This window comes from Bacteroides sp. AM16-24, from assembly GCF_003471885.1.
Taxonomy (GTDB): domain Bacteria; phylum Bacteroidota; class Bacteroidia; order Bacteroidales; family Bacteroidaceae; genus Bacteroides.
The window spans coordinates 105457-123695 of record NZ_QRKI01000004.1; the positions used below are offsets into that span (position 1 = coordinate 105457).

Sequence of the window (18239 nt, forward strand, 5' to 3'; positions counted from 1 at the left end):
ATATACTTAAAACAAATTGAAATGACAGTAACAATACTAGTATCCATTGCCTGTTTCATTATCGGTGGATTTCTGTCGTACATGTTCTTCAAGCATGGTTTGAAGTCCAAATATGACAATATTCTGAAAGAAGCCGAGGCTGAAGCGGAAGTGATTAAAAAGAATAAGTTGCTTGAAGTAAAGGAGAAGTTCCTGAACAAAAAAGCAGACTTGGAGAAAGAAGTGGCGATCCGCAACCAGAAAATTCAGCAAGCGGAGAACAAGTTGAAACAACGTGAGTTGGTGCTGAACCAACGCCAGGAAGAGATACAGCGTAAGAAGTCGGAAGCTGAAGCGGTGAAAGAAAACCTGGAAGCCCAGTTGGTTATTATCGACAAGAAGAAAGACGAACTGGATAAACTGCAACAGCAGGAAATTGAGAAACTGGAAACCATTTCCGGACTCTCGGCCGAAGAAGCTAAAGAACGCATGATCGAATCTTTGAAAGAAGAGGCCAAAACACAGGCACAGTCTTTCATCAACGACATCATGGACGATGCCAAACTGACGGCAAGTAAGGAAGCAAAACGTATTGTGATACAATCTATCCAGCGTGTAGCTACGGAAACTGCCATCGAAAACTCAGTGACCGTATTCCACATTGAATCGGATGAAATCAAAGGACGCATTATCGGTCGCGAAGGCCGCAATATCCGTGCGCTTGAAGCCGCAACAGGTGTGGAAATCGTAGTAGATGATACGCCCGAAGCTATCGTATTATCAGCTTTCGACCCTGTACGTCGTGAAATAGCCCGCCTGGCACTGCATCAGTTGGTGACTGACGGACGTATCCACCCGGCACGTATCGAAGAAGTTGTATCTAAGGTACGCAAGCAAGTGGAAGAAGAAATCATCGAAACCGGTAAACGTACTACGATTGACCTCGGTATCCATGGTTTGCATCCTGAACTGATCCGTATTATCGGTAAGATGAAATATCGTTCTTCTTATGGTCAGAACCTGTTGCAGCATGCCCGCGAAACAGCCAACCTTTGTGCTGTGATGGCATCGGAACTGGGGCTGAACCCCAAGAAAGCAAAACGTGCCGGATTGCTGCATGATATCGGCAAAGTGCCCGATGAAGAACCGGAATTGCCGCATGCACTCTATGGTATGAAACTGGCTGAGAAATTCAAAGAAAAACCGGATATCTGCAACGCTATCGGTGCCCACCACGATGAAGTGGAGATGACGAGCCTTTTGGCACCCATCGTACAGGTATGTGATGCTATCTCTGGTGCCCGTCCAGGAGCACGCCGCGAAATTGTTGAAGCTTACATCAAGCGACTGAACGATCTGGAACAGTTGGCAATGGCCTATCCGGGTGTGACGAAGACGTATGCTATCCAGGCAGGTCGTGAGTTGCGCGTAATCGTTGGTGCCGATAAGATTGACGACAAGCAGACTGAAAACCTTTCCGGTGAAATCGCGAAGAAGATACAAGATGAGATGACGTATCCGGGACAAGTGAAGATCACGGTAATCCGTGAGACACGCGCAGTAAGTTATGCGAAATAAATTGTAAAGATTGAAATTAGTGATAAAGAGGTGGGGAAACAAAAAATCCCTGCCTCTTTTTGTTTTCTTTGCTATTCACGAAACTGTTTCTTATTTTTGCATCCACAAACCAAGTAATCCTGATTGTCAATTATGGAGCCATATCAATTTGAAGTTTGTGCCAACTCCGTAGAGAGTTGCCTCGCCGCACAGGCAGGGGGAGCAAACCGGGTGGAGCTATGTGCCGGAATACCGGAAGGAGGTACTACCCCATCTTACGGAGATATCGTCATTGCCCGGGAAGCCTTAACAAAGACTCTTTTGCACGTCATCATCCGTCCCCGTGGCGGAGATTTTCTGTACTCCCCCATTGAGCAACGCATTATGCTGAAGGATATCGACAACGCCCGTCAATTGGGAGCAGACGGAGTTGTATTCGGTTGTCTTACCGCTAAAGGAGATGTAGACCTGTCCTTAATGAGGCAGCTGATCGAAGTTTCACAAGGTATGTCCATAACGTTCCATCGTGCTTTCGACGTATGCCGCAATCCGCAGGAAGCGCTGGAGCAAATCATAGAGTTAGGTTGTAACCGTATTCTTACTTCCGGTGCACAGGCCACGGCCGAACAGGGCATCCCTTTATTAAAGAAATTGCAGCAGCAGGCAGACGGGCGTATTATCCTACTGGCAGGTTGCGGAGTAAATGAAAATAATATCGCTCACATCGCCACGGAAACCGGTATCCGGGAGTTCCACTTCTCAGCAAGAGAGACTATCGAAAGCAAGATGCTGCATAGGAACGGAACTGTTTCGATGGGGGGTACTGTGAACATAGAAGAATATCAACGCCCTATCACTACTGTAGAACGTGTGAAAGAAACGATAAAGGCATTGACCGATCTGAAACAGGAAGAGGCTTGTAAATAAGCCTCTCCCACTCTACTGTTTCTTTTCTTATAGTCCTTTCTTCATTCTCATCATAGTCCTTTCACCGTTTTCATCAACTGCTCACCTAAGCCAATGGTATAACCTTGTGAAACAAACACCACACGGTTGAAGGTATCGGCAATGATAAATATGGGCAATGTATCTTTGCGTTTCAGCTTCATATTCTTCACAATCTGCTGGACAATGTCTTCTGTGTCGATTCCATAAATCACAGTATCGGGTAAACCGGGAAAGTCAGCAGCACGATATTTGCCGACTTGTTCCTGATTCGGGAAGAGTAATACAAGCTTTCTGCCCCATTTCTCCAAGTCGGTTTTCAAAGCAGAGATATCCCGTAAGGCATGGTTTGTAGGCTCCTGGTTCACTCCAAGAATACCGACAACGAAATATCCACGGCCACAGGCTTGAAGCAGGCTTTGCTTATTACCACCTTCCAATGTTGTGAACAAGCTCTCCGAATTGAAGTTTCCGATAACCTGTACTTCATCTTTGTTTTCACGCATCACCAGTTTCGTTTCTGTACGTCCGCCTGCTTTCACATTCAATGATGTCATTTGCGCCAATACACCACCACTTGCCAGGCGGGTACCGGTTACCAGAATATAATCTCCGGCATCCAGAGACGTTCCCTCCTTCAGCAAACTGCTCCATGTAACGCCGCCACCCATGTCTGTGTCACCCTCATCATAAGACAGTAACTGCAAATTACCCTGCGGAGTTACTTTGGAAATAGTGAAATGAGAATAATATTTCGGATTATCCAATGACTGAATCGGTGTATATTTAGCTGCAAGCCTGCCCCTCTGCGCAGATGCCTGTCCGGCTGCTTCGAAGTTCACATCTATGGCTCCATCGTCAGTTATCAGTTGTACTTTACCCGTCACCTCATCAATGCGTGCAGGCACTCCCATGCTGCGTGCCATGGACACGAAGAAGATATCACGACTGTGGGCATCGGCCAAACGTGCTTTCCACACACCTTCGGGAGATACAGGAGGTGCCCCCAGATTACATTCCTTGTTCACCTGGATGTTCTTTGCCACCCATGCAACCATCTTCATAGGCTCTGCCACATAAGCCTCAACATCTTCTTTCGAAATCACCTTGCCAAAGAAAGTCTTATACGGAGTCAACATTTCATTGCTTACGCGCGGGTTGCGTACATATTTACGGAAATATCCGGTATTCGACGTGCGTACACGAGACTGCATGTGATCTATCAACACATCCAACCGGACATCACGAAGGTCTTTTGCCGAAATCTGCTGCAAAAGGTCTATTCCTCCTTTCCTGGAGTTCTCAGAACGCAGACGAGTCATGAACTCATAAATTACTCTGTAGTTCCCACGGGCGGCAATAAGAATCTTAGCTACTGCATCCCGATCTAATTTATAATCTCTCGCAAAGTTGCGTGCCGCCTCTTCCGAAATGAATTTACCGACATAGGCATTACGGATAGAATCTTCTATCGCCAGTCTGCGGTCATTTTCCGCCCGCTGTTCCGGCGTCACTTCGGGCAAGTTGGCACTCTCTGTAGGAGGCACGATATCAATATCTACCGTGAAACTGTCACCCGCTTCCTTATCAAGAGTTACAGTCAGTTCCGGTTGCTTGCCAAAAGAAAGTTTGGCAAAACCGAAACGACCATTTTTGGAGGCCCAGACAAGCATATCCCCTTTTCCGGCAGTCAGTCCGCACACACCACTATCGTCGGTATATTTCGTTGCTACGGTATAGAATTCCGCATAATTGTAGAGTTTGAACTCCACACAGGCGTCAGGAACCGGATTTCCCGCTTCATCTTTCACCATAACCTTGACTTGCGCTGTAGGTGCATAATTATCAATTACATTGATTTCCGTATACGTGGGGTTAACGGACATAACTTCTTCTTTTCCTTCATAACGTCCGAAAACCTTTGTATGCATCAACATTCCGCGACTGGCAGGGGCATTGAACCAACCAAGATCCAGTACCGGTTCCGGTTCGCAGGCACCCAAGAAATGCCATTTACCATCTGCCCAGGCTTCCACCCATGCATGGTTATCGTCCGTATGTGCCCATCGTGGTGTATAAACCTGCCGTGCCGGAATACCTACCGAGCGAAGTGCCGCCACCAGCAAGGTAGATTCTTCGCCACAACGCCCGTAAGCAGTACTCACTGTTGCCAGTGGTGAACTGGTACGGGTATCGGAAGGCATATAGACGGCTTTCTCATGACACCAATGGTTCACTTCCAGGATGGCATCATACAAAGAAAGGGACTTCACACGGTCTTTCAACTCCTTATAGAACACTACCCGCGCACTATCCAGTTGTTCGTTGTTCACCCGCACCGGAAGTACAAAATGGCGGAACAAATCTTCGGGAATGGTCTTTCCCCAAGGCATTTCCTCTGCGGCACGCTGGGATGCGCGGATATTCATTAAGTGAAATTCACCGGGATAATCAGTAATATCCGCCAGTGGCATATAGGCATAAAGGAATTCCAAGGCTTCCTGCTCATAAGTGCTCAGCGAAGCATCATCCAGTATCGTAAATAGTTCTCCCTGCGGCATCAGAGCCTTCTTTTGCTGAAAGTCCTGCTCCACGCGCAAACGATACGAGGCATCGGTCATGAAATGGGATTCTCCACAGGCAGCAAGCAGACAAAGTAGCCAGCATATTCCGAAAAGTTGTGTAGCTCGTCTCATAATACTTACATTAATTAAGGTGTGAGCTACAAAGTTAAAGAATATCTCTGGAAAAGACGAATAAAAAGGGACAAATGTCTTCGTAATGCCTGTCAATAAGGCGTTTGCGAAGACAAATGAGGACAGGCGAAAAATCGAGGTAACGTAAAGGAAAGCGGATTTATGAAGAAGAACGGTCTCCAAATCATTACCCGCCGAATGGTGATTTTTAACACACCGTGTTGTATTTGGCAGCTTGTGGCACAGGTTGGCATATCAAGGTCTAACTCGTTGAGTAATAACTTTGCAAACAAAAAACGAGTATGGCAAGAAGCACATTCAAGGTTCTGTTCTACGTGAACGGCAGCAAGGAGAAAAACGGTATTGTCCCCATCATGGGACGAGTGACAATCAACGGGACTGTGGCGCAGTTCAGTTGTAAGCAGAACATCCCGAAAACGCTTTGGGACGTGAAAGGAAACAAGGCGAAAGGCAAGAGCCGCGAGGCACGAGACATCAACCTTGCCCTTGACAACATCAAGGCGCAAATCATCAAACATTACCAGCGCATTTCAGACCGCGAGGCATTTGTTACGGCTGAGATGGTGCGCAACGCCTATCAGGGAATCGGCAGCGAGTATGAGACGCTGCTAAAAGCATTCGACCGTGAGAACGAAGTGTTCAAGAAACGGGTAGGCAAAGACAGGGTAATGGCTACCTATCGGGCACGTGTACGGGCAAGAAACCATGTAGCCGCCTTTATCAAGTCGTTTTACAGACGCAGCGATATGTCCATGTTGGAACTTACTCCCGATTTCATCAAGGAGTTCGCCGCATACCTCTCGACTGAAGCCGGATTGCGGAACGGTTCGATATGGGCAAACTGTATGTGGCTGAAAGGCGTGGTCATGAAAGCGCATTATAACGGGTTGATACCGCGCAATCCTTTCATCCAGTTTCATATCAGCCCCAATGTGAAAGAACGGGAATATCTGACGGAGGATGAACTGAAAGCGGTCATGACACATGAGTTTGCAGACAGCAAGCTCGCATACATCCGTGACATTTTCATCTTTGCCAGTTTCACCGCCTTGTCATTCGTGGACATTCAGGAACTGACGAATGACAACATCGTGGAGGTGAACGGCGAGAAGTGGATATTGTCCAAACGCCACAAGACAAAAGTCGCCTTCCAAGTGAAGCTGCTGGATATACCCTTGCAGATAGTCGAACGCTACCGACCGATGCAGAAAGACAATCGTATATTCCCCGGCTTGAACTATTGGTCTATCTGCAAACCGTTGAAACGGATGATAAGGGAATGTGGCATAACCAAGTCAATATCATTTCATTGCAGTCGTCATGGCTTCGCAACATTAGCTTTGAGCAAGGGGATGCCCATTGAAAGCGTAAGCCGTGTGTTGGGACATACGAATATAGTCACGACCCAACTCTACGCAAAGATAACCACGCAGAAGCTCGACAACGACCTGACCATGTTCGGCGACAAACTGAGTAAGACGTTTAACGGAATAACGATGTCATGAGTATGAGAAGAAACAGCATAACAGTGAATGAATCCGGCAATATCATCATGCCGGAGAATGTCTCAAACATTTGGATGAGCGAGCCGGAATTGGTGGAACTGTTCGGAGTAATTGCTCCGACACTTCGTTCTGCCATCAGAAACATCTATAACAGTGGAGCATTAAAAGAATACGAGGTACAGAAGTATGTTCGGCAGGAGAACGGGTATCATGCCGATGTGTTCAGCTTTCCGATGATAGTCGCACTTGCTTTCCGCATTGACAGCTTCGGTGCGGAACAGGTGCGCAATGCCATATTTAAAAGGCTGTACTTGCGAAAAGAGAAAACAAATATCTTCTTTTCGCTGGGTATAAATGGTTGGGATATGTCTAATTATCAGGCATAAGTTCTAATGATATGACGACATGAAGTAGTGAGACCTATGCGTATTCCCATTGCCAACAATGTATTTATACGAGTATGTGAATAGGTGTATTGCCATTCATACGTACGATTACGACAAACCCGAAGAAAAATCCATTAGAATGGCATTTCTTCGGGCTTTTGTTGTATGTCATAAAGCCAAATCCAAGAAAATCTTACGTGAGGTATGCGTGAGTTGTTAATCCGTTCTGCGCTAATTGCCGAGTTTTGCACTGATTAAACAAAAAAATGAAGTGCTAATGAAACAAGGCAACTTTGAAAATGAGGAGTTTATCCGTGTGGGTACTACCCTCTACAAGTTAGTGAACCAGCCCCGTCTGAACGGAGGCTATGTGAAGAAGCGCATCGTGTGGAACAACGAAACACTGCGGCAGGACTACGGCAAGGACTATCTCGCCACCGTGCCGAAGTACGACGGCTTCTGCACCGTCCCCGACCATGTGGACTACCGTCCCGTGGTGGACAAGTTCCTGAACCTCTACGAGCCGATAGGACACCGTCCGCAACAAGGCGAGTTTCCCTGTATCCGGTCATTGGTGCGCCATATCTTCGGTGAACAGTATGAATTGGGCATGGACTATCTTCAATTGCTCTACCTGCAACCCGTGCAGAAACTGCCTATCCTGCTGTTGGTATCAGAAGAACGCAACACGGGCAAGAGTACATTCCTGAACTTCCTGAAAGCTGTGTTTCAAAACAATGTCACTTTCAATACCAACGAGGACTTCCGCAGCCAGTTCAATTCCGACTGGGCAGGAAAACTGCTCATCGTGGTGGACGAGGTATTGCTCAACCGCAGGGAGGACAGCGAGCGGTTGAAGAACCTCAGCACCACACTTTCCTACAAGGTGGAAGCCAAAGGCAAAGACCGTGACGAGATAGCGTTCTTTGCCAAGTTCGTGCTATGCTCCAACAACGAGTATCTGCCTGTTATCATTGATGCAGGTGAAACACGCTATTGGGTGCGCAAGATAGACCGTCTGCAATCCGATGACACAGACTTCCTGCAAAAGCTGAAAGCTGAGATACCTGCCTTTCTGTATTACCTGCAATACAGACAACTTTCCACCGAAAAGGAAAGCCGTATGTGGTTTGCGCCCTCTTTGCTGCATACCGAAGCCTTGCAGAAGATTATCCGCAGCAACCGCAACCGATTGGAGATAGAGATGTGCGAACTTATCCTTGACATTATGGAAAGTGTCGGCACGGACACATTCTCGTTCTGCCACAACGACATTCTTCTTTTGCTGGTACATTCGCAGGTAAAGGTGGAGAAGCACCAAGTCAGAAAGGTATTGCAGGAATGTTGGAAACTTACTCCTGCCTCTAACGGGCTTACATATACCACTTACCAATTCAATTACAATCGGGAGTGCCGATATGAGCCGATAAAAAGAGTCGGTCGTTTCTACACCGTCACAAGGGAACAACTTGAATCCCTGTAATACTATTCTTTTTTTGTTGAATTGATGAATAATGATATAACCATACTGATAATAAACAGCATACACTCTCAACAAATTCTCAACAATCGAAAAGAAAAGTTGAGAGGGAAACAGCATCAGTTTGTTGGATTCTCTATTTGTGAGTGGTTTGTTGAGAAGATGTTGAGAATATAAAGCATTAACGTATAGGACAATACATATCCCATTCATCAAATCAACGTTTTTACAGTCATCATCAAATCCATAGAAATTATATCATGAACATCCAAGAAGCAAAACAAATCAAAATTGCGGACTATCTGCAAAGTTTGGGTTATTCGCCCGTAAAGCAACAGGGAAACTGCCTGTGGTATAAATCCCCGTTCCGTCAGGAAACGGAAGCCTCGTTCAAGGTGAACACCGACCGCAACCTGTGGTTCGATTATGGACTGGGAAGAGGTGGTAACATCATCGCACTTGCAGGGGTACTGTACGCATCCGACCATGTGCCTTATCTGCTTGGCAAGATAGCGGAACAGGCACCACACATCCGTCCCATATCTTTCTCTTTTCGCCAGCAGGCATCCGAACCGAGTTTCCAACATTTGGAGGTGGGCGAACTCACCCATCCGGCATTGCTCCGATACTTGCAGGAACGGGGCATAAACATCGCTTTGGCAAAGGCGCAATGTAAAGAGCTCCACTTCACCCATAACGGCAAGCCCTATTTCGCCATCGGTTTTCCGAATGTGGCGGGAGGATTTGAAGTGCGTAACCGTTTTTTCAAAGGCTGTGTCGCACCCAAAGACATCAGCCATATTCGGCAACAGGGAGAAGCGAGAGAGAAATGCCTTGTATTCGAGGGCATGATGGACTATCTTTCATTCCTCACGTTGCGGAAGAGGAACTGCTCGAACTTGCCCGACCTTGACAGGCAGGATTACGTCATCCTCAATTCGACCGCCAATGTTTCCAAAGCTATAGATGTGCTGCACGGGTATGGACGTATCCACTGCATGCTCGACAATGACGAGGCGGGAAGAAAGGCGTATCGGGAATTGGAAAGGAAGTTCGCCGGACGCATCCGCGACTTCTCCGACAACTACAAAGGGCATAAAGACCTGAACGATTACCTGCGTGGAATCCGGCAGAAATTAGCCGTTAGTCCACCGCCAAGAACTATCGTAAAACCCAAGAAGAAAGGGTTGGGATTATGACATCCCGAATGAGAAAAACGGGAGATGCCCGAAACTCATTCCTTAAGGATTGGGAGGTAGCAAGTTTGTGTTTCGGGTGTACCGAAACCGCTTGCCACCCACCATCCAAATTGCAGGAGGTGGCATCCCGTCGGTCTATACAGTTGAATCAGTAACTGAATTAAAAGGAATAAAATATGGAACAGACAAAGGAACACAAGGAACGCAACAAGGGAGGTCGCCCCAAGAAGGAAGCAACCGAGAAACTGAAATACCGTATCGCAGTGAAAATGACGGCAGCCGACTACTTCCGCCTGCTGACACGATCGCATGAGGCGGGCGTATCACCAAGCGAGTACATGAGGGAATGTTTCCGTAACGGTCATGTGAAAGAACGGCTGTCGGAGGAACATGCCGGATACATCCGCCAACTCTGCGGCATGGCTAACAATCTCAACCAGCTTGCGCGTAAGGCAAACGCCGGAGGCTTCCACGATGAACGGTGGGACTGCAAGGTGGCAGTGGCAAGGATTCATGAACTTATAACCAAGATAGGGATATGATGGCGAAAATCGTAAAAGGAAGCGACTTCAAGGGTGTGGTGGATTACATCATCGACAAGAAGAAGGATACGCAGATAGTAGCAAGCGAAGGCTTGTTTATGGAAAATCTGGAAACTATCGCCATGAGTTTCAATGCCCAGTCACGGATGAACGATAAGGTGACAAAACCTGTCGGACATATCGCGTTGAGTTTTTCCAAAGAGGATGAGTTACGGCTGACGAACCGTATCATGGCAGGCATCGCGCTTGAATATATGGAACGGATGGGAATCAAGAATACGCAGTTCTTCATCGCCCAGCATTTCGACAAGGAGCATCCGCACGTGCATATTGCTTTCAACCGCATAGACAACAACGGCAATACCATATCGGACAGGCACGAGCGTCTGCGCAGTACCCGCATCTGCAAGGAATTGACCTTGAAATACGGCTTGCATATGGCTGGCGGAAAGGACAATGTCAAACGCAACCGCCTGAAAGAGCCAGACAGGACGAAATATGCGCTTTACGACATCATCAAAATGGAAGTCGGCAGATGCGGCAACTGGAACGTGCTTATCGCCAACCTGAAACGGCAGGGAGTGGAAGTATATTTCAAGCATAAGGGGCAGACCAGCGAGGTGCAGGGTGTTGTATTCTCCATGAATGGCTACCATTTCAACGGCTCCAAAGTGGACAGGCGTTTCAGTTATTCCAAGATTGACGCGGCTTTGCAGCACAACAGATGCAGGGAACGTATGGGAATAACAGCCGGAATATATGAAACGGCTACACCAAGCGCACCGTCCGGCACGGCACAAAGCGAGTTGTTCAACGGCTCTTGGGGATTGCTAAAAAGCAGTGGCTCATCTTATAACGCTGCTGATGCGGAAGCCAATCAGGAAATGGTGGATATACTTCGCAGAAGGAAGAAAGTTAAGCGCAAGAGAGGTGTTGGGTTCTAATATTCTGTACTAATCCAATTCTCACGACACTTGCGCTCTATATTCATTCGGAGTGTAACCTACCTCTTTCTTGAACAGTCGGGTAAAATGTTGCGGGTACTGAAAACCGAGATTATAGGCGATTTCATTAACGGTGTCGTCTGTAGATGCAAGTTCCGTCTTGGCTATTTCAATAGACTTGTCATGAATGAAATGCAGGGCGGTTGAACCTGTTTCTTTTTTCAATAAATCACTGAAATAGTTGGGCGAGAGGCAGAGCTTGTCTGCACAATACTGTACAGTGGGCAAGCCTATCCGTTTAGCAGCCCCATCATGGAAGTATTCGTCAAGCAACCGCTCAAATCTTGCGAGGATGTCTCGGTTTTGGTTGTCGCGTGTGATGAACTGGCGGTCATAGAAACGTGTGCAGTAATCAAGGAACGTCTTGATGCTGTCTGTGATGAGGTTCTTGCTGTGACGGTGTATCGGATGGTTCAATTCATATTGAATCTTGTGGAAGCAATCCATGATGATTTGCCGTTCTTCCACACTAAGGTGCAATGCCTCGTTTGTCTCGTAGGAAAAGAACGAATATTCACGCATTATCCGCCCGAGAGGTGTATTCCGCAGCAGGTCGGGATGGAACATAAGCAGGTAGCCATCTGGTTGGAACTGCATGCCGTCATCTTCCGCACCGAACACCTGTCCGGGCGCGATAAATATCAGTGTGCATAATTATTCCTAAGTCTGTGAAACCGGAACGCATGAAGCAGAATCTCGACATATTAGACTTCACCCTGTCGGCCGACGACATGGCACGGATAAAGACGCTGGATACCGACAAGCCTTTCTTACTCGGCTCGCACGAAGATCCAGAAATCGTAAAATGGTTCATGCAGTACAAAAACGCCTGAACATCAACAACCATATTTCGATAGCCGCTATCGACTATATTAAGAAGTTATTCGTATATGCCTTTATTGTAATCCGTCATGTACTGAGTAAATGTTTTGCCTGTTTGCTGTTTGAAGAAGCGCATGAGATGGCTCGGATCAGAGAAATTGAAATCATCCGCCATTTCACTGACAGTGCGGTTGGAGAATAGCAATTCGTTCTTCAGTTCCTCAAGCAGACGTTGTTTTATCAAATGGGTAGCTGATACTCCGAATTGGGCTTTTACTGAGTTATTGAGTGTGATGCGACTGACATGAAGCATGTCTGCATATTCCTGCACCCGCTGGTGGGTGCGGATATTCTGTTCCAACAAGTCCTTGAACCGAAAAGCGAAATTGTTTTTAGCAATTTCAGCGGGCAAGCAATAGGCGGCAGCGTATGTACGATTGATAATCAGCAAAAGATAATATAGTAAGGAAACAATGATATTGTACGTATCGGACACTGGATTCATCAGCTCATACTTAATCTTTCCGAGCAGCCGCATATATTCCTTCATTTCGTCATGTGTGGCATTGATGTAAGGCGGCGTATCTGTCTGGTAACAATACAAAAGGCGAAAAACGAAGAACTTGTCGGCGATAAAAGTACGCATGAAATCTTCGCGGAATATAAGGAACGTGTAATCCAACGCCGTCTCATCTACATGCCACTCTTGTTGCTGATGGGGTGAAAGCAGGAGAACCATGCCGTCGCGCAGTTCAATCTTGCGGAAGTTCAGTAGCAAATATCCGTTTGCCTTACGGAAAAAGTAGAAGCTGAAGAAGTCTGTCTTAAACCGCTTGTTTTCTGTCAGCACAAGTCCGATGTCCTTGTTTATGGCAGTATTGATGTAAAAATCCACGCCGCAGCGTGTCTTGTTGAACGGTACGCTGACCAGTCGATCAGGGTTGATTATCTCGTCCATATCCTTGTCGTTTTTGCAAAGATAATAATTTCATTTATCAAAATGGCATAATTACCGTTTTTTCAGGCATAGATGTTTCGCCGGATTCTTCCGAACTTTGCACCCGTAATCAATAACAAGACATATAGTCATGAAAAAGACATCCACAGTACAATTGGTGCGCAATGCCACCTTGAAAATCAGGTATGCGGGACACACCATGCTAATTGACCCCGTTTTAGCCGACAAAGGCACTTTGATATCGGCCCTCGGTGTGAATAAAACACCGAGGGTACACCTCACCATTCCTATTCAGGATATTATCGGAGGCGTGGACATGGTGCTCCTGACCCACAATCACATCGACCATTACGAGCCGAGTGTCCCCACACATTTGCCCAAAGAAATTCCTTTCTACGTTCAGCCCCAGGACGCGGACGCCATCAGAAACGACGGATTTACAAATGTGATACCCATCGAAGAAATAAAAACAATAGACGGCATATCCATTTACCGCACGACCGGACATCATGGTTTCGGGCAGATCGGGCAGATGATGGGACCTGTATCAGGTTATGTGCTAAAAGCCGAGGGCTTCCCGACCGTTTATATAATGGGTGACTGCCGATGGGAAGCATGTATCCGAGACACCGTGGAATGGTTCAATCCTGACTATATCGTGGTAAACTCCGGAGGTGCAATCTTTCCCGAATTTTCCAAAACGGACGGTCCTATCATCCCCGACGAGAACGAAGTGATGCAGATACTTGACGAATTGCCTTCGCATATCAAGCTGATAGCCGTACACATGGATGCCATCGACCATTGCCAGACCACCCGTGCAATTCTGCGCAATGAGGCAACGCATCACGAAGCCGACATGAGCCGGCTGATTATCCCGGAGGACGGAGAAACAGTTGTGTTATGAGTGTCTGCATTAAATCCCTGATAAAAAACATGAACATAGTGGTAGGGTGCACTATAGGATGCCCTTACTGCTATGCCCGTAACAACTGCCGCCGTTTCCACATTACCGACGACTTTTCCGTGCCTGAATACATGGAACGAAAACTGCGCATCATCGATACGTCCCGTCCTCATGTGTGGCTCATGACAGGAATGAGCGATTTCTCCGATTGGAAGCCTGAATGGAACGCAGAAATTTTCGAGCGGATCAGCAGCAATCCCCAGCACGCCTATATCTTTCTGACGAAGCGCCCTGACAAAATCAGTTTCTCCTCTGACGACGAGAACGTATGGATGGGCGTGACCGTCACGCGCAGTTCCGAGAAAAGGAGGATTGATGATTTGAAAAAGAATATCAAAGCACGACACTACCATGTCACGTTTGAACCTCTCTTCGATGATATCGGCGAGATTGATTTCGAGGGAATTGACTGGATTGTCATAGGCACAGAGACCGGAAACCGAAAAGGAAAGTCATATTCGCGCCCCGAATGGGTGCTTAGCATTGCAGAACAGGCAAAGGCTCATGGCATACCGGTGTTCATGAAAGAGGATTTGCTGCCGATTATGGGCGACGAAAGAATGATTCAGGAATTGCCGGAACAATTTACCAGACGAATACAATGAATATGGATACAATAAAGGAAATAGATGTAAAGAGTGTAATGACCAAATCCTCTCTGCCGGTGGGAGGATATTCGGTCAACCCTTATGTAGGGTGTCCCCACGCCTGCAGGTATTGCTACGCATCGTTCATGAAACGGTTCACCGGGCACACCGAGCCGTGGGGTACGTTTTTAGATGTAAAAAACTGGAAGCCGATAACGAATCCTCATAAATACGACGGTGAACGTGTTGTAATAGGGTCTGTGACGGACGGTTACAATCCGTATGAAGAAGAATTCCACCGTACCCGAAGGCTGCTCGAAGAGCTGCGAGGAAGCGATGCCGAGATTATGATATGCACAAAGTCCGATCTTGTCCTTCGCGATCTCGACCTGTTGAAGAGTTTTCCCAAAGTGACTGTGTCATGGTCTGTCAATACGCTCGACGAGCAGTTCTGCGCAGATATGGACAACGCCGTAAGCATTGAACGCCGTCTGAAAGCGATGCGTCAGACATACGAGGCAGGTATCCGCACCGTATGCTTCGTCTCGCCCATATTCCCCAGAATAACAGACGTGAAGGCAATAATAGAGGAGGTAAAAGATTATGCTGATTTAATCTGGCTTGAAAACCTGAATTTACGCGGGCAGTTCAAAGGCGGGATAATGACGTATATCCGTGAGAAGTATCCTGACCTCATACCGCTTTACGAGGAAATTTACAATAAAAAAAGGCTTGAATACTGGCAGGCATTGGAGCAGGACATTTCAAATTACGCCAAGGAGCAGGGCTTCCCGTATCGTATAAACGATCTGCCATACGGACGCTCGGAAAAAGGCAAACCTGTCATCGTAAACTACTTCTACCACGAAAAAATACGATTGACAAAATGAGGCTATGCCGGACTGATGCAGAAAAGTTGTAGCGCGGATAAAAGCACCATGTATGTGGATAATATCCGGCAATCTTCCGAGCGTATGCGGGAGATGCTCAACACGCTGCTGGATTTCTTCCGTCTGGACAACGGCAAGGAGCAACCCAACCTTTCCCCTTGCAGGATTTCCGCAATCACGCATATTCTTGAAACGGAGTTCATGCCCATTGCCATGAACAAGGGGCTGACTTTGATAGTGGAGAGCCACACCGATGCGGTGGTTTTGACCGACAAGGAACGTATCCTGCAAATCGGCAACAACTTGTTGTCAAACGCCATCAAGTTCACGGATAACGGTAGTGTATCATTGGCAGCGGATTATGATAACGGTTTGCTGAAACTTATCGTTGAAGATACCGGTACGGGCATGACCGAAGATGAGCAACAACGAGTATTCGGTGCATTTGAACGTCTTTCAAATGCCGCCGCAAAAGACGGCTTCGGATTAGGATTGTCCATCGTGCAGCGTATTGTGGCGATGCTCGGTGGAACTATACGCTTGGAAAGCGAGAAAGGCAAAGGGAGCCGCTTCACGGTGGAAATTCCCATGCAGACAGCCGAGGAACTGCCGGAACAGACAATTCAAGCGCAAATGCGCCATAATCATATCTGCCATGATGTGATTGCCATCGACAATGACGAGGTACTTCTCCTTATGTTGAAAGAAATGTATGCCCAGGAAGGGATGCACTGCGATACCTGTACCAATGTTTCGGTACTGATGGAGCTGATACGAAAAAAGGAATACAGCCTGCTTCTGACGGATCTGAATATGCCTGAGATAAGCGGTTTTGAACTGCTGGAACTGTTGCGCTCATCCAATGTAGGCAACTCGAAGAGTATTCCCATAGTCGTGACAACCGCTTCGGGCAGTTGCAGCAAGGAGGAACTTATAGGGCGTGGATTTGCCGGATGCCTGTTCAAGCCGTTCTCCATATCCGAACTGATGGAGATTACGGATAAATGCGCATTAAGCAGCATATTGGATGAAAAGCCGGATTTTTCCACTCTGCTATCTTATGGCAATGAATCCGTCATGCAGGACAAACTGATAGCGGAAACCGAAAAGGAAATGCAGGCGGTCAAGGATGCAGAACAGCGTAAAGACCTCCAAGAACTGGACACACTTACACACCATCTGCGAAGTTCATGGCAGATTCTCCGTGCCGACCAGCCATTGAGGGAACTTTACGCCCAACTTCATGGAAGTGCCACTCCAGATGACGAAGCGATATGCAAAGCGGTGACCGGCTGTGCTGGATAAAGGTGCTGAAATTATCCGGCAGGCAAAAGAAGAAAGGAAAAATACGAAAATGGATAAAACAAGAATCATCGTGGTGGAGGACAATATCGTGTATTGCGAGTTTGTCTGCAACCTGCTGGCACGGGAAGGATTCCGTACCGTGCAGGCTTACCACCTCTCGACCGCGAAGAAACTTCTGCAACAAGCCTCAGACGGGGACATCGTGGTTTCTGACCTACGACTACCCGACGGTGACGGCATCGACCTGCTGCGCTGGATGCGCAAGGAAGGCATGACACAACCGTTAATCATCATGACCAACTATGCCGAAGTGCATACGGCAGTCGAAAGTATGAAACTCGGCTCGCTGGACTATATCCCCAAGCAGCTTGTGGAGGATAAACTTATGCCTCTGCTTCATACCATCCTGAAAGAACGGAGTATCGGACGAAATCGTATGCCCGTTTTTGCCCGTGACAGTTCCGCCTTTCAGAAAATCATGCAACAGATAAGATTAGTTGCCCCTACTGATATGAGCGTGCTGATATTCGGAGAGAACGGCACGGGCAAGGAGCATATCGCCCACCATCTGCATGATAAGAGCAAAAGGGCAGGGAAACCGTTTGTGCCTGTGGACTGCGGTTCACTCTCCAAAGACCTTGCGCCCTCGGCATTCTTCGGACATGTCAAAGGCGCGTTTACGGGTGCGGACAGCACAAAGAAAGGATACTTCAATGAGGCAGAGGGTGGCACATTGTTCTTGGATGAGGTAGGCAATCTCGCATTGGAAACCCAGCAGATGTTACTCCGTGCCATACAGGAACGGAGATACCGCCCTATAGGTGACAAGACGGACAAGAGTTTCAATGTCCGCATCATCGCCGCCACCAACGAGGATCTGGAGAAAGCGGTCATTGAAAAACGTTTCCGACAGGATTTGCTGTACCGTTTGCACGACTTCGAGATAACTGTTCCGCCCTTGCGTGACTGTCAGGAGGACATCATGCCGTTGGCGGAGTTCTTCCGTGAGATTGCTAACAATGAATTGGAATGTAGCGTGACTGGGTTCGATGCGGAAGCCCGTAAGACATTGCTGACCCATCCGTGGCCGGGTAATGTCCGTGAGCTTCGGCAGAAGATAATGGGCGCGGTGTTGCAGGCACAGACGGGAGTTGTCATGAAAGAGCATCTGGAACTTGCCGTAACGAAACCGACCTCACCTGTCAGCTTCGCCTTGCGAAACGATGCGGAGGACAAGGAACGCATCTTACGCGCGTTGAAGCAGGCAAACGGAAACCGCAAGGTTGCCGCCGAATTGCTCGGAATCGGACGTACAACGCTGTATAGCAAGTTGGAAGAGTATGGATTAAAGTATAAATTTCAGCAATCATAGCCCGCAACTTGCCGAAAATAGAAG

General features: G+C 47.4%; 16 protein-coding genes and 1 pseudogene. 14 read left to right on the forward strand and 3 right to left on the reverse strand.

From position 1 onward, the window contains the following. Positions 1-21: 21 nt before the first annotated feature. Together rny and DW182_RS06750 are read left to right on the forward strand one after the other, a co-directional pair. Positions 22-1557, forward strand: a complete 1536-nt coding sequence (gene rny / locus DW182_RS06745; RefSeq protein WP_021967590.1) for a ribonuclease Y — start codon at positions 22-24, stop codon at positions 1555-1557. Positions 1558-1689: 132 nt separating this feature from the next. Then, positions 1690-2463, forward strand: a complete 774-nt coding sequence (locus DW182_RS06750; protein WP_118295062.1) for a copper homeostasis protein CutC — start codon at positions 1690-1692, stop codon at positions 2461-2463. Between the two features lie 50 nt (positions 2464-2513). Here DW182_RS06750 and DW182_RS06755 read toward each other — a convergent pair whose 3' ends face one another. Continuing rightward, a complete protein-coding gene (locus DW182_RS06755) occupies positions 2514-5177 on the reverse strand; it encodes a transglutaminase family protein (RefSeq protein ID WP_118295161.1) in 2664 nt (887 codons plus the stop codon). Positions 5178-5479: 302 nt separating this feature from the next. On the opposite strand from DW182_RS06755, the gene DW182_RS06760 reads away from it, so the two are divergent. The 6 genes from DW182_RS06760 (at position 5480) to DW182_RS06785 (ending at position 11254) form a co-directional block, all read left to right on the forward strand. Further along, positions 5480-6703, forward strand: a complete 1224-nt coding sequence (locus DW182_RS06760) for a site-specific integrase (protein ID WP_005775881.1) — start codon at positions 5480-5482, stop codon at positions 6701-6703. After that, positions 6700-7089: a hypothetical protein gene (locus tag DW182_RS06765; protein ID WP_004328110.1), complete on the forward strand. Its 390-nt coding sequence runs from the start codon at positions 6700-6702 to the stop codon at positions 7087-7089. Before DW182_RS06760 ends, DW182_RS06765 begins: the two co-directional genes overlap by 4 nt. A 277-nt stretch (positions 7090-7366) precedes the next feature. Next, the gene (locus DW182_RS06770) at positions 7367-8572 is read left to right on the forward strand and encodes a primase-helicase family protein (protein WP_004328112.1); all 1206 of its coding nucleotides are present in this window, start codon (positions 7367-7369) and stop codon (positions 8570-8572) included. A gap of 257 nt (positions 8573-8829) precedes the next feature. Beyond that, entirely contained in the window at positions 8830-9768 is a 939-nt protein-coding gene (locus tag DW182_RS06775; protein ID WP_005775883.1) for a toprim domain-containing protein, read from the forward strand. A gap of 176 nt (positions 9769-9944) precedes the next feature. Continuing rightward, positions 9945-10310, forward strand: a complete 366-nt coding sequence (locus DW182_RS06780; protein ID WP_004329306.1) for a MobC family plasmid mobilization relaxosome protein — start codon at positions 9945-9947, stop codon at positions 10308-10310. Then, on the forward strand, positions 10307-11254 hold the full coding sequence (locus DW182_RS06785) for a relaxase/mobilization nuclease domain-containing protein (RefSeq protein ID WP_008759995.1): 948 nt from the start codon (positions 10307-10309) through the stop codon (positions 11252-11254). The genes DW182_RS06780 and DW182_RS06785 overlap by 4 nt, the downstream gene beginning before the upstream one ends. Positions 11255-11275: 21 nt before the next feature. On the opposite strand, the gene DW182_RS06790 is transcribed toward DW182_RS06785, so the two are convergent. After that, positions 11276-11935, reverse strand: a complete 660-nt coding sequence (locus tag DW182_RS06790) for an AraC family transcriptional regulator (protein WP_004329304.1) — start codon at positions 11933-11935, stop codon at positions 11276-11278. 23 nt (positions 11936-11958) lie between these two features. Between DW182_RS06790 and DW182_RS22055 the strand changes: the two genes are divergently transcribed. After that, positions 11959-12147: a hypothetical protein gene (locus DW182_RS22055; protein ID WP_005775886.1), complete on the forward strand. Its 189-nt coding sequence runs from the start codon at positions 11959-11961 to the stop codon at positions 12145-12147. A gap of 47 nt (positions 12148-12194) precedes the next feature. Here the strand turns inward: DW182_RS22055 and DW182_RS06795 are convergent, their stop codons facing one another. Beyond that, positions 12195-13094: an AraC family transcriptional regulator gene (locus DW182_RS06795; RefSeq protein ID WP_004329302.1), complete on the reverse strand. Its 900-nt coding sequence runs from the start codon at positions 13092-13094 to the stop codon at positions 12195-12197. A gap of 130 nt (positions 13095-13224) precedes the next feature. On the opposite strand from DW182_RS06795, the gene DW182_RS06800 reads away from it, so the two are divergent. The 5 genes and pseudogenes from DW182_RS06800 to DW182_RS06820 all read left to right on the forward strand — a co-directional run bounded on the left by DW182_RS06800 (position 13225) and on the right by DW182_RS06820 (position 18215). Beyond that, complete coding sequence (locus tag DW182_RS06800) at positions 13225-14001, forward strand: MBL fold metallo-hydrolase (RefSeq protein ID WP_118295063.1); 777 nt, start codon at positions 13225-13227, stop codon at positions 13999-14001. Beyond that, entirely contained in the window at positions 13998-14666 is a 669-nt protein-coding gene (locus tag DW182_RS06805) for a radical SAM mobile pair protein A (RefSeq protein WP_004329299.1), read from the forward strand. The genes DW182_RS06800 and DW182_RS06805 overlap by 4 nt, the downstream gene beginning before the upstream one ends. After that, positions 14663-15538, forward strand: coding sequence for a radical SAM mobile pair protein B (locus DW182_RS06810; protein ID WP_004329298.1), 876 nt, complete (start codon positions 14663-14665; stop codon positions 15536-15538). The genes DW182_RS06805 and DW182_RS06810 overlap by 4 nt, the downstream gene beginning before the upstream one ends. After that, positions 15539-16900, forward strand: a pseudogene (locus DW182_RS06815) (hybrid sensor histidine kinase/response regulator); the annotation flags it as partial. After that, positions 16893-18215, forward strand: coding sequence for a sigma-54 dependent transcriptional regulator (locus tag DW182_RS06820; RefSeq protein ID WP_005775887.1), 1323 nt, complete (start codon positions 16893-16895; stop codon positions 18213-18215). The pseudogene DW182_RS06815 and the gene DW182_RS06820, both read left to right, overlap by 8 nt. The last annotated feature ends 24 nt before the right edge of the window (positions 18216-18239 follow it).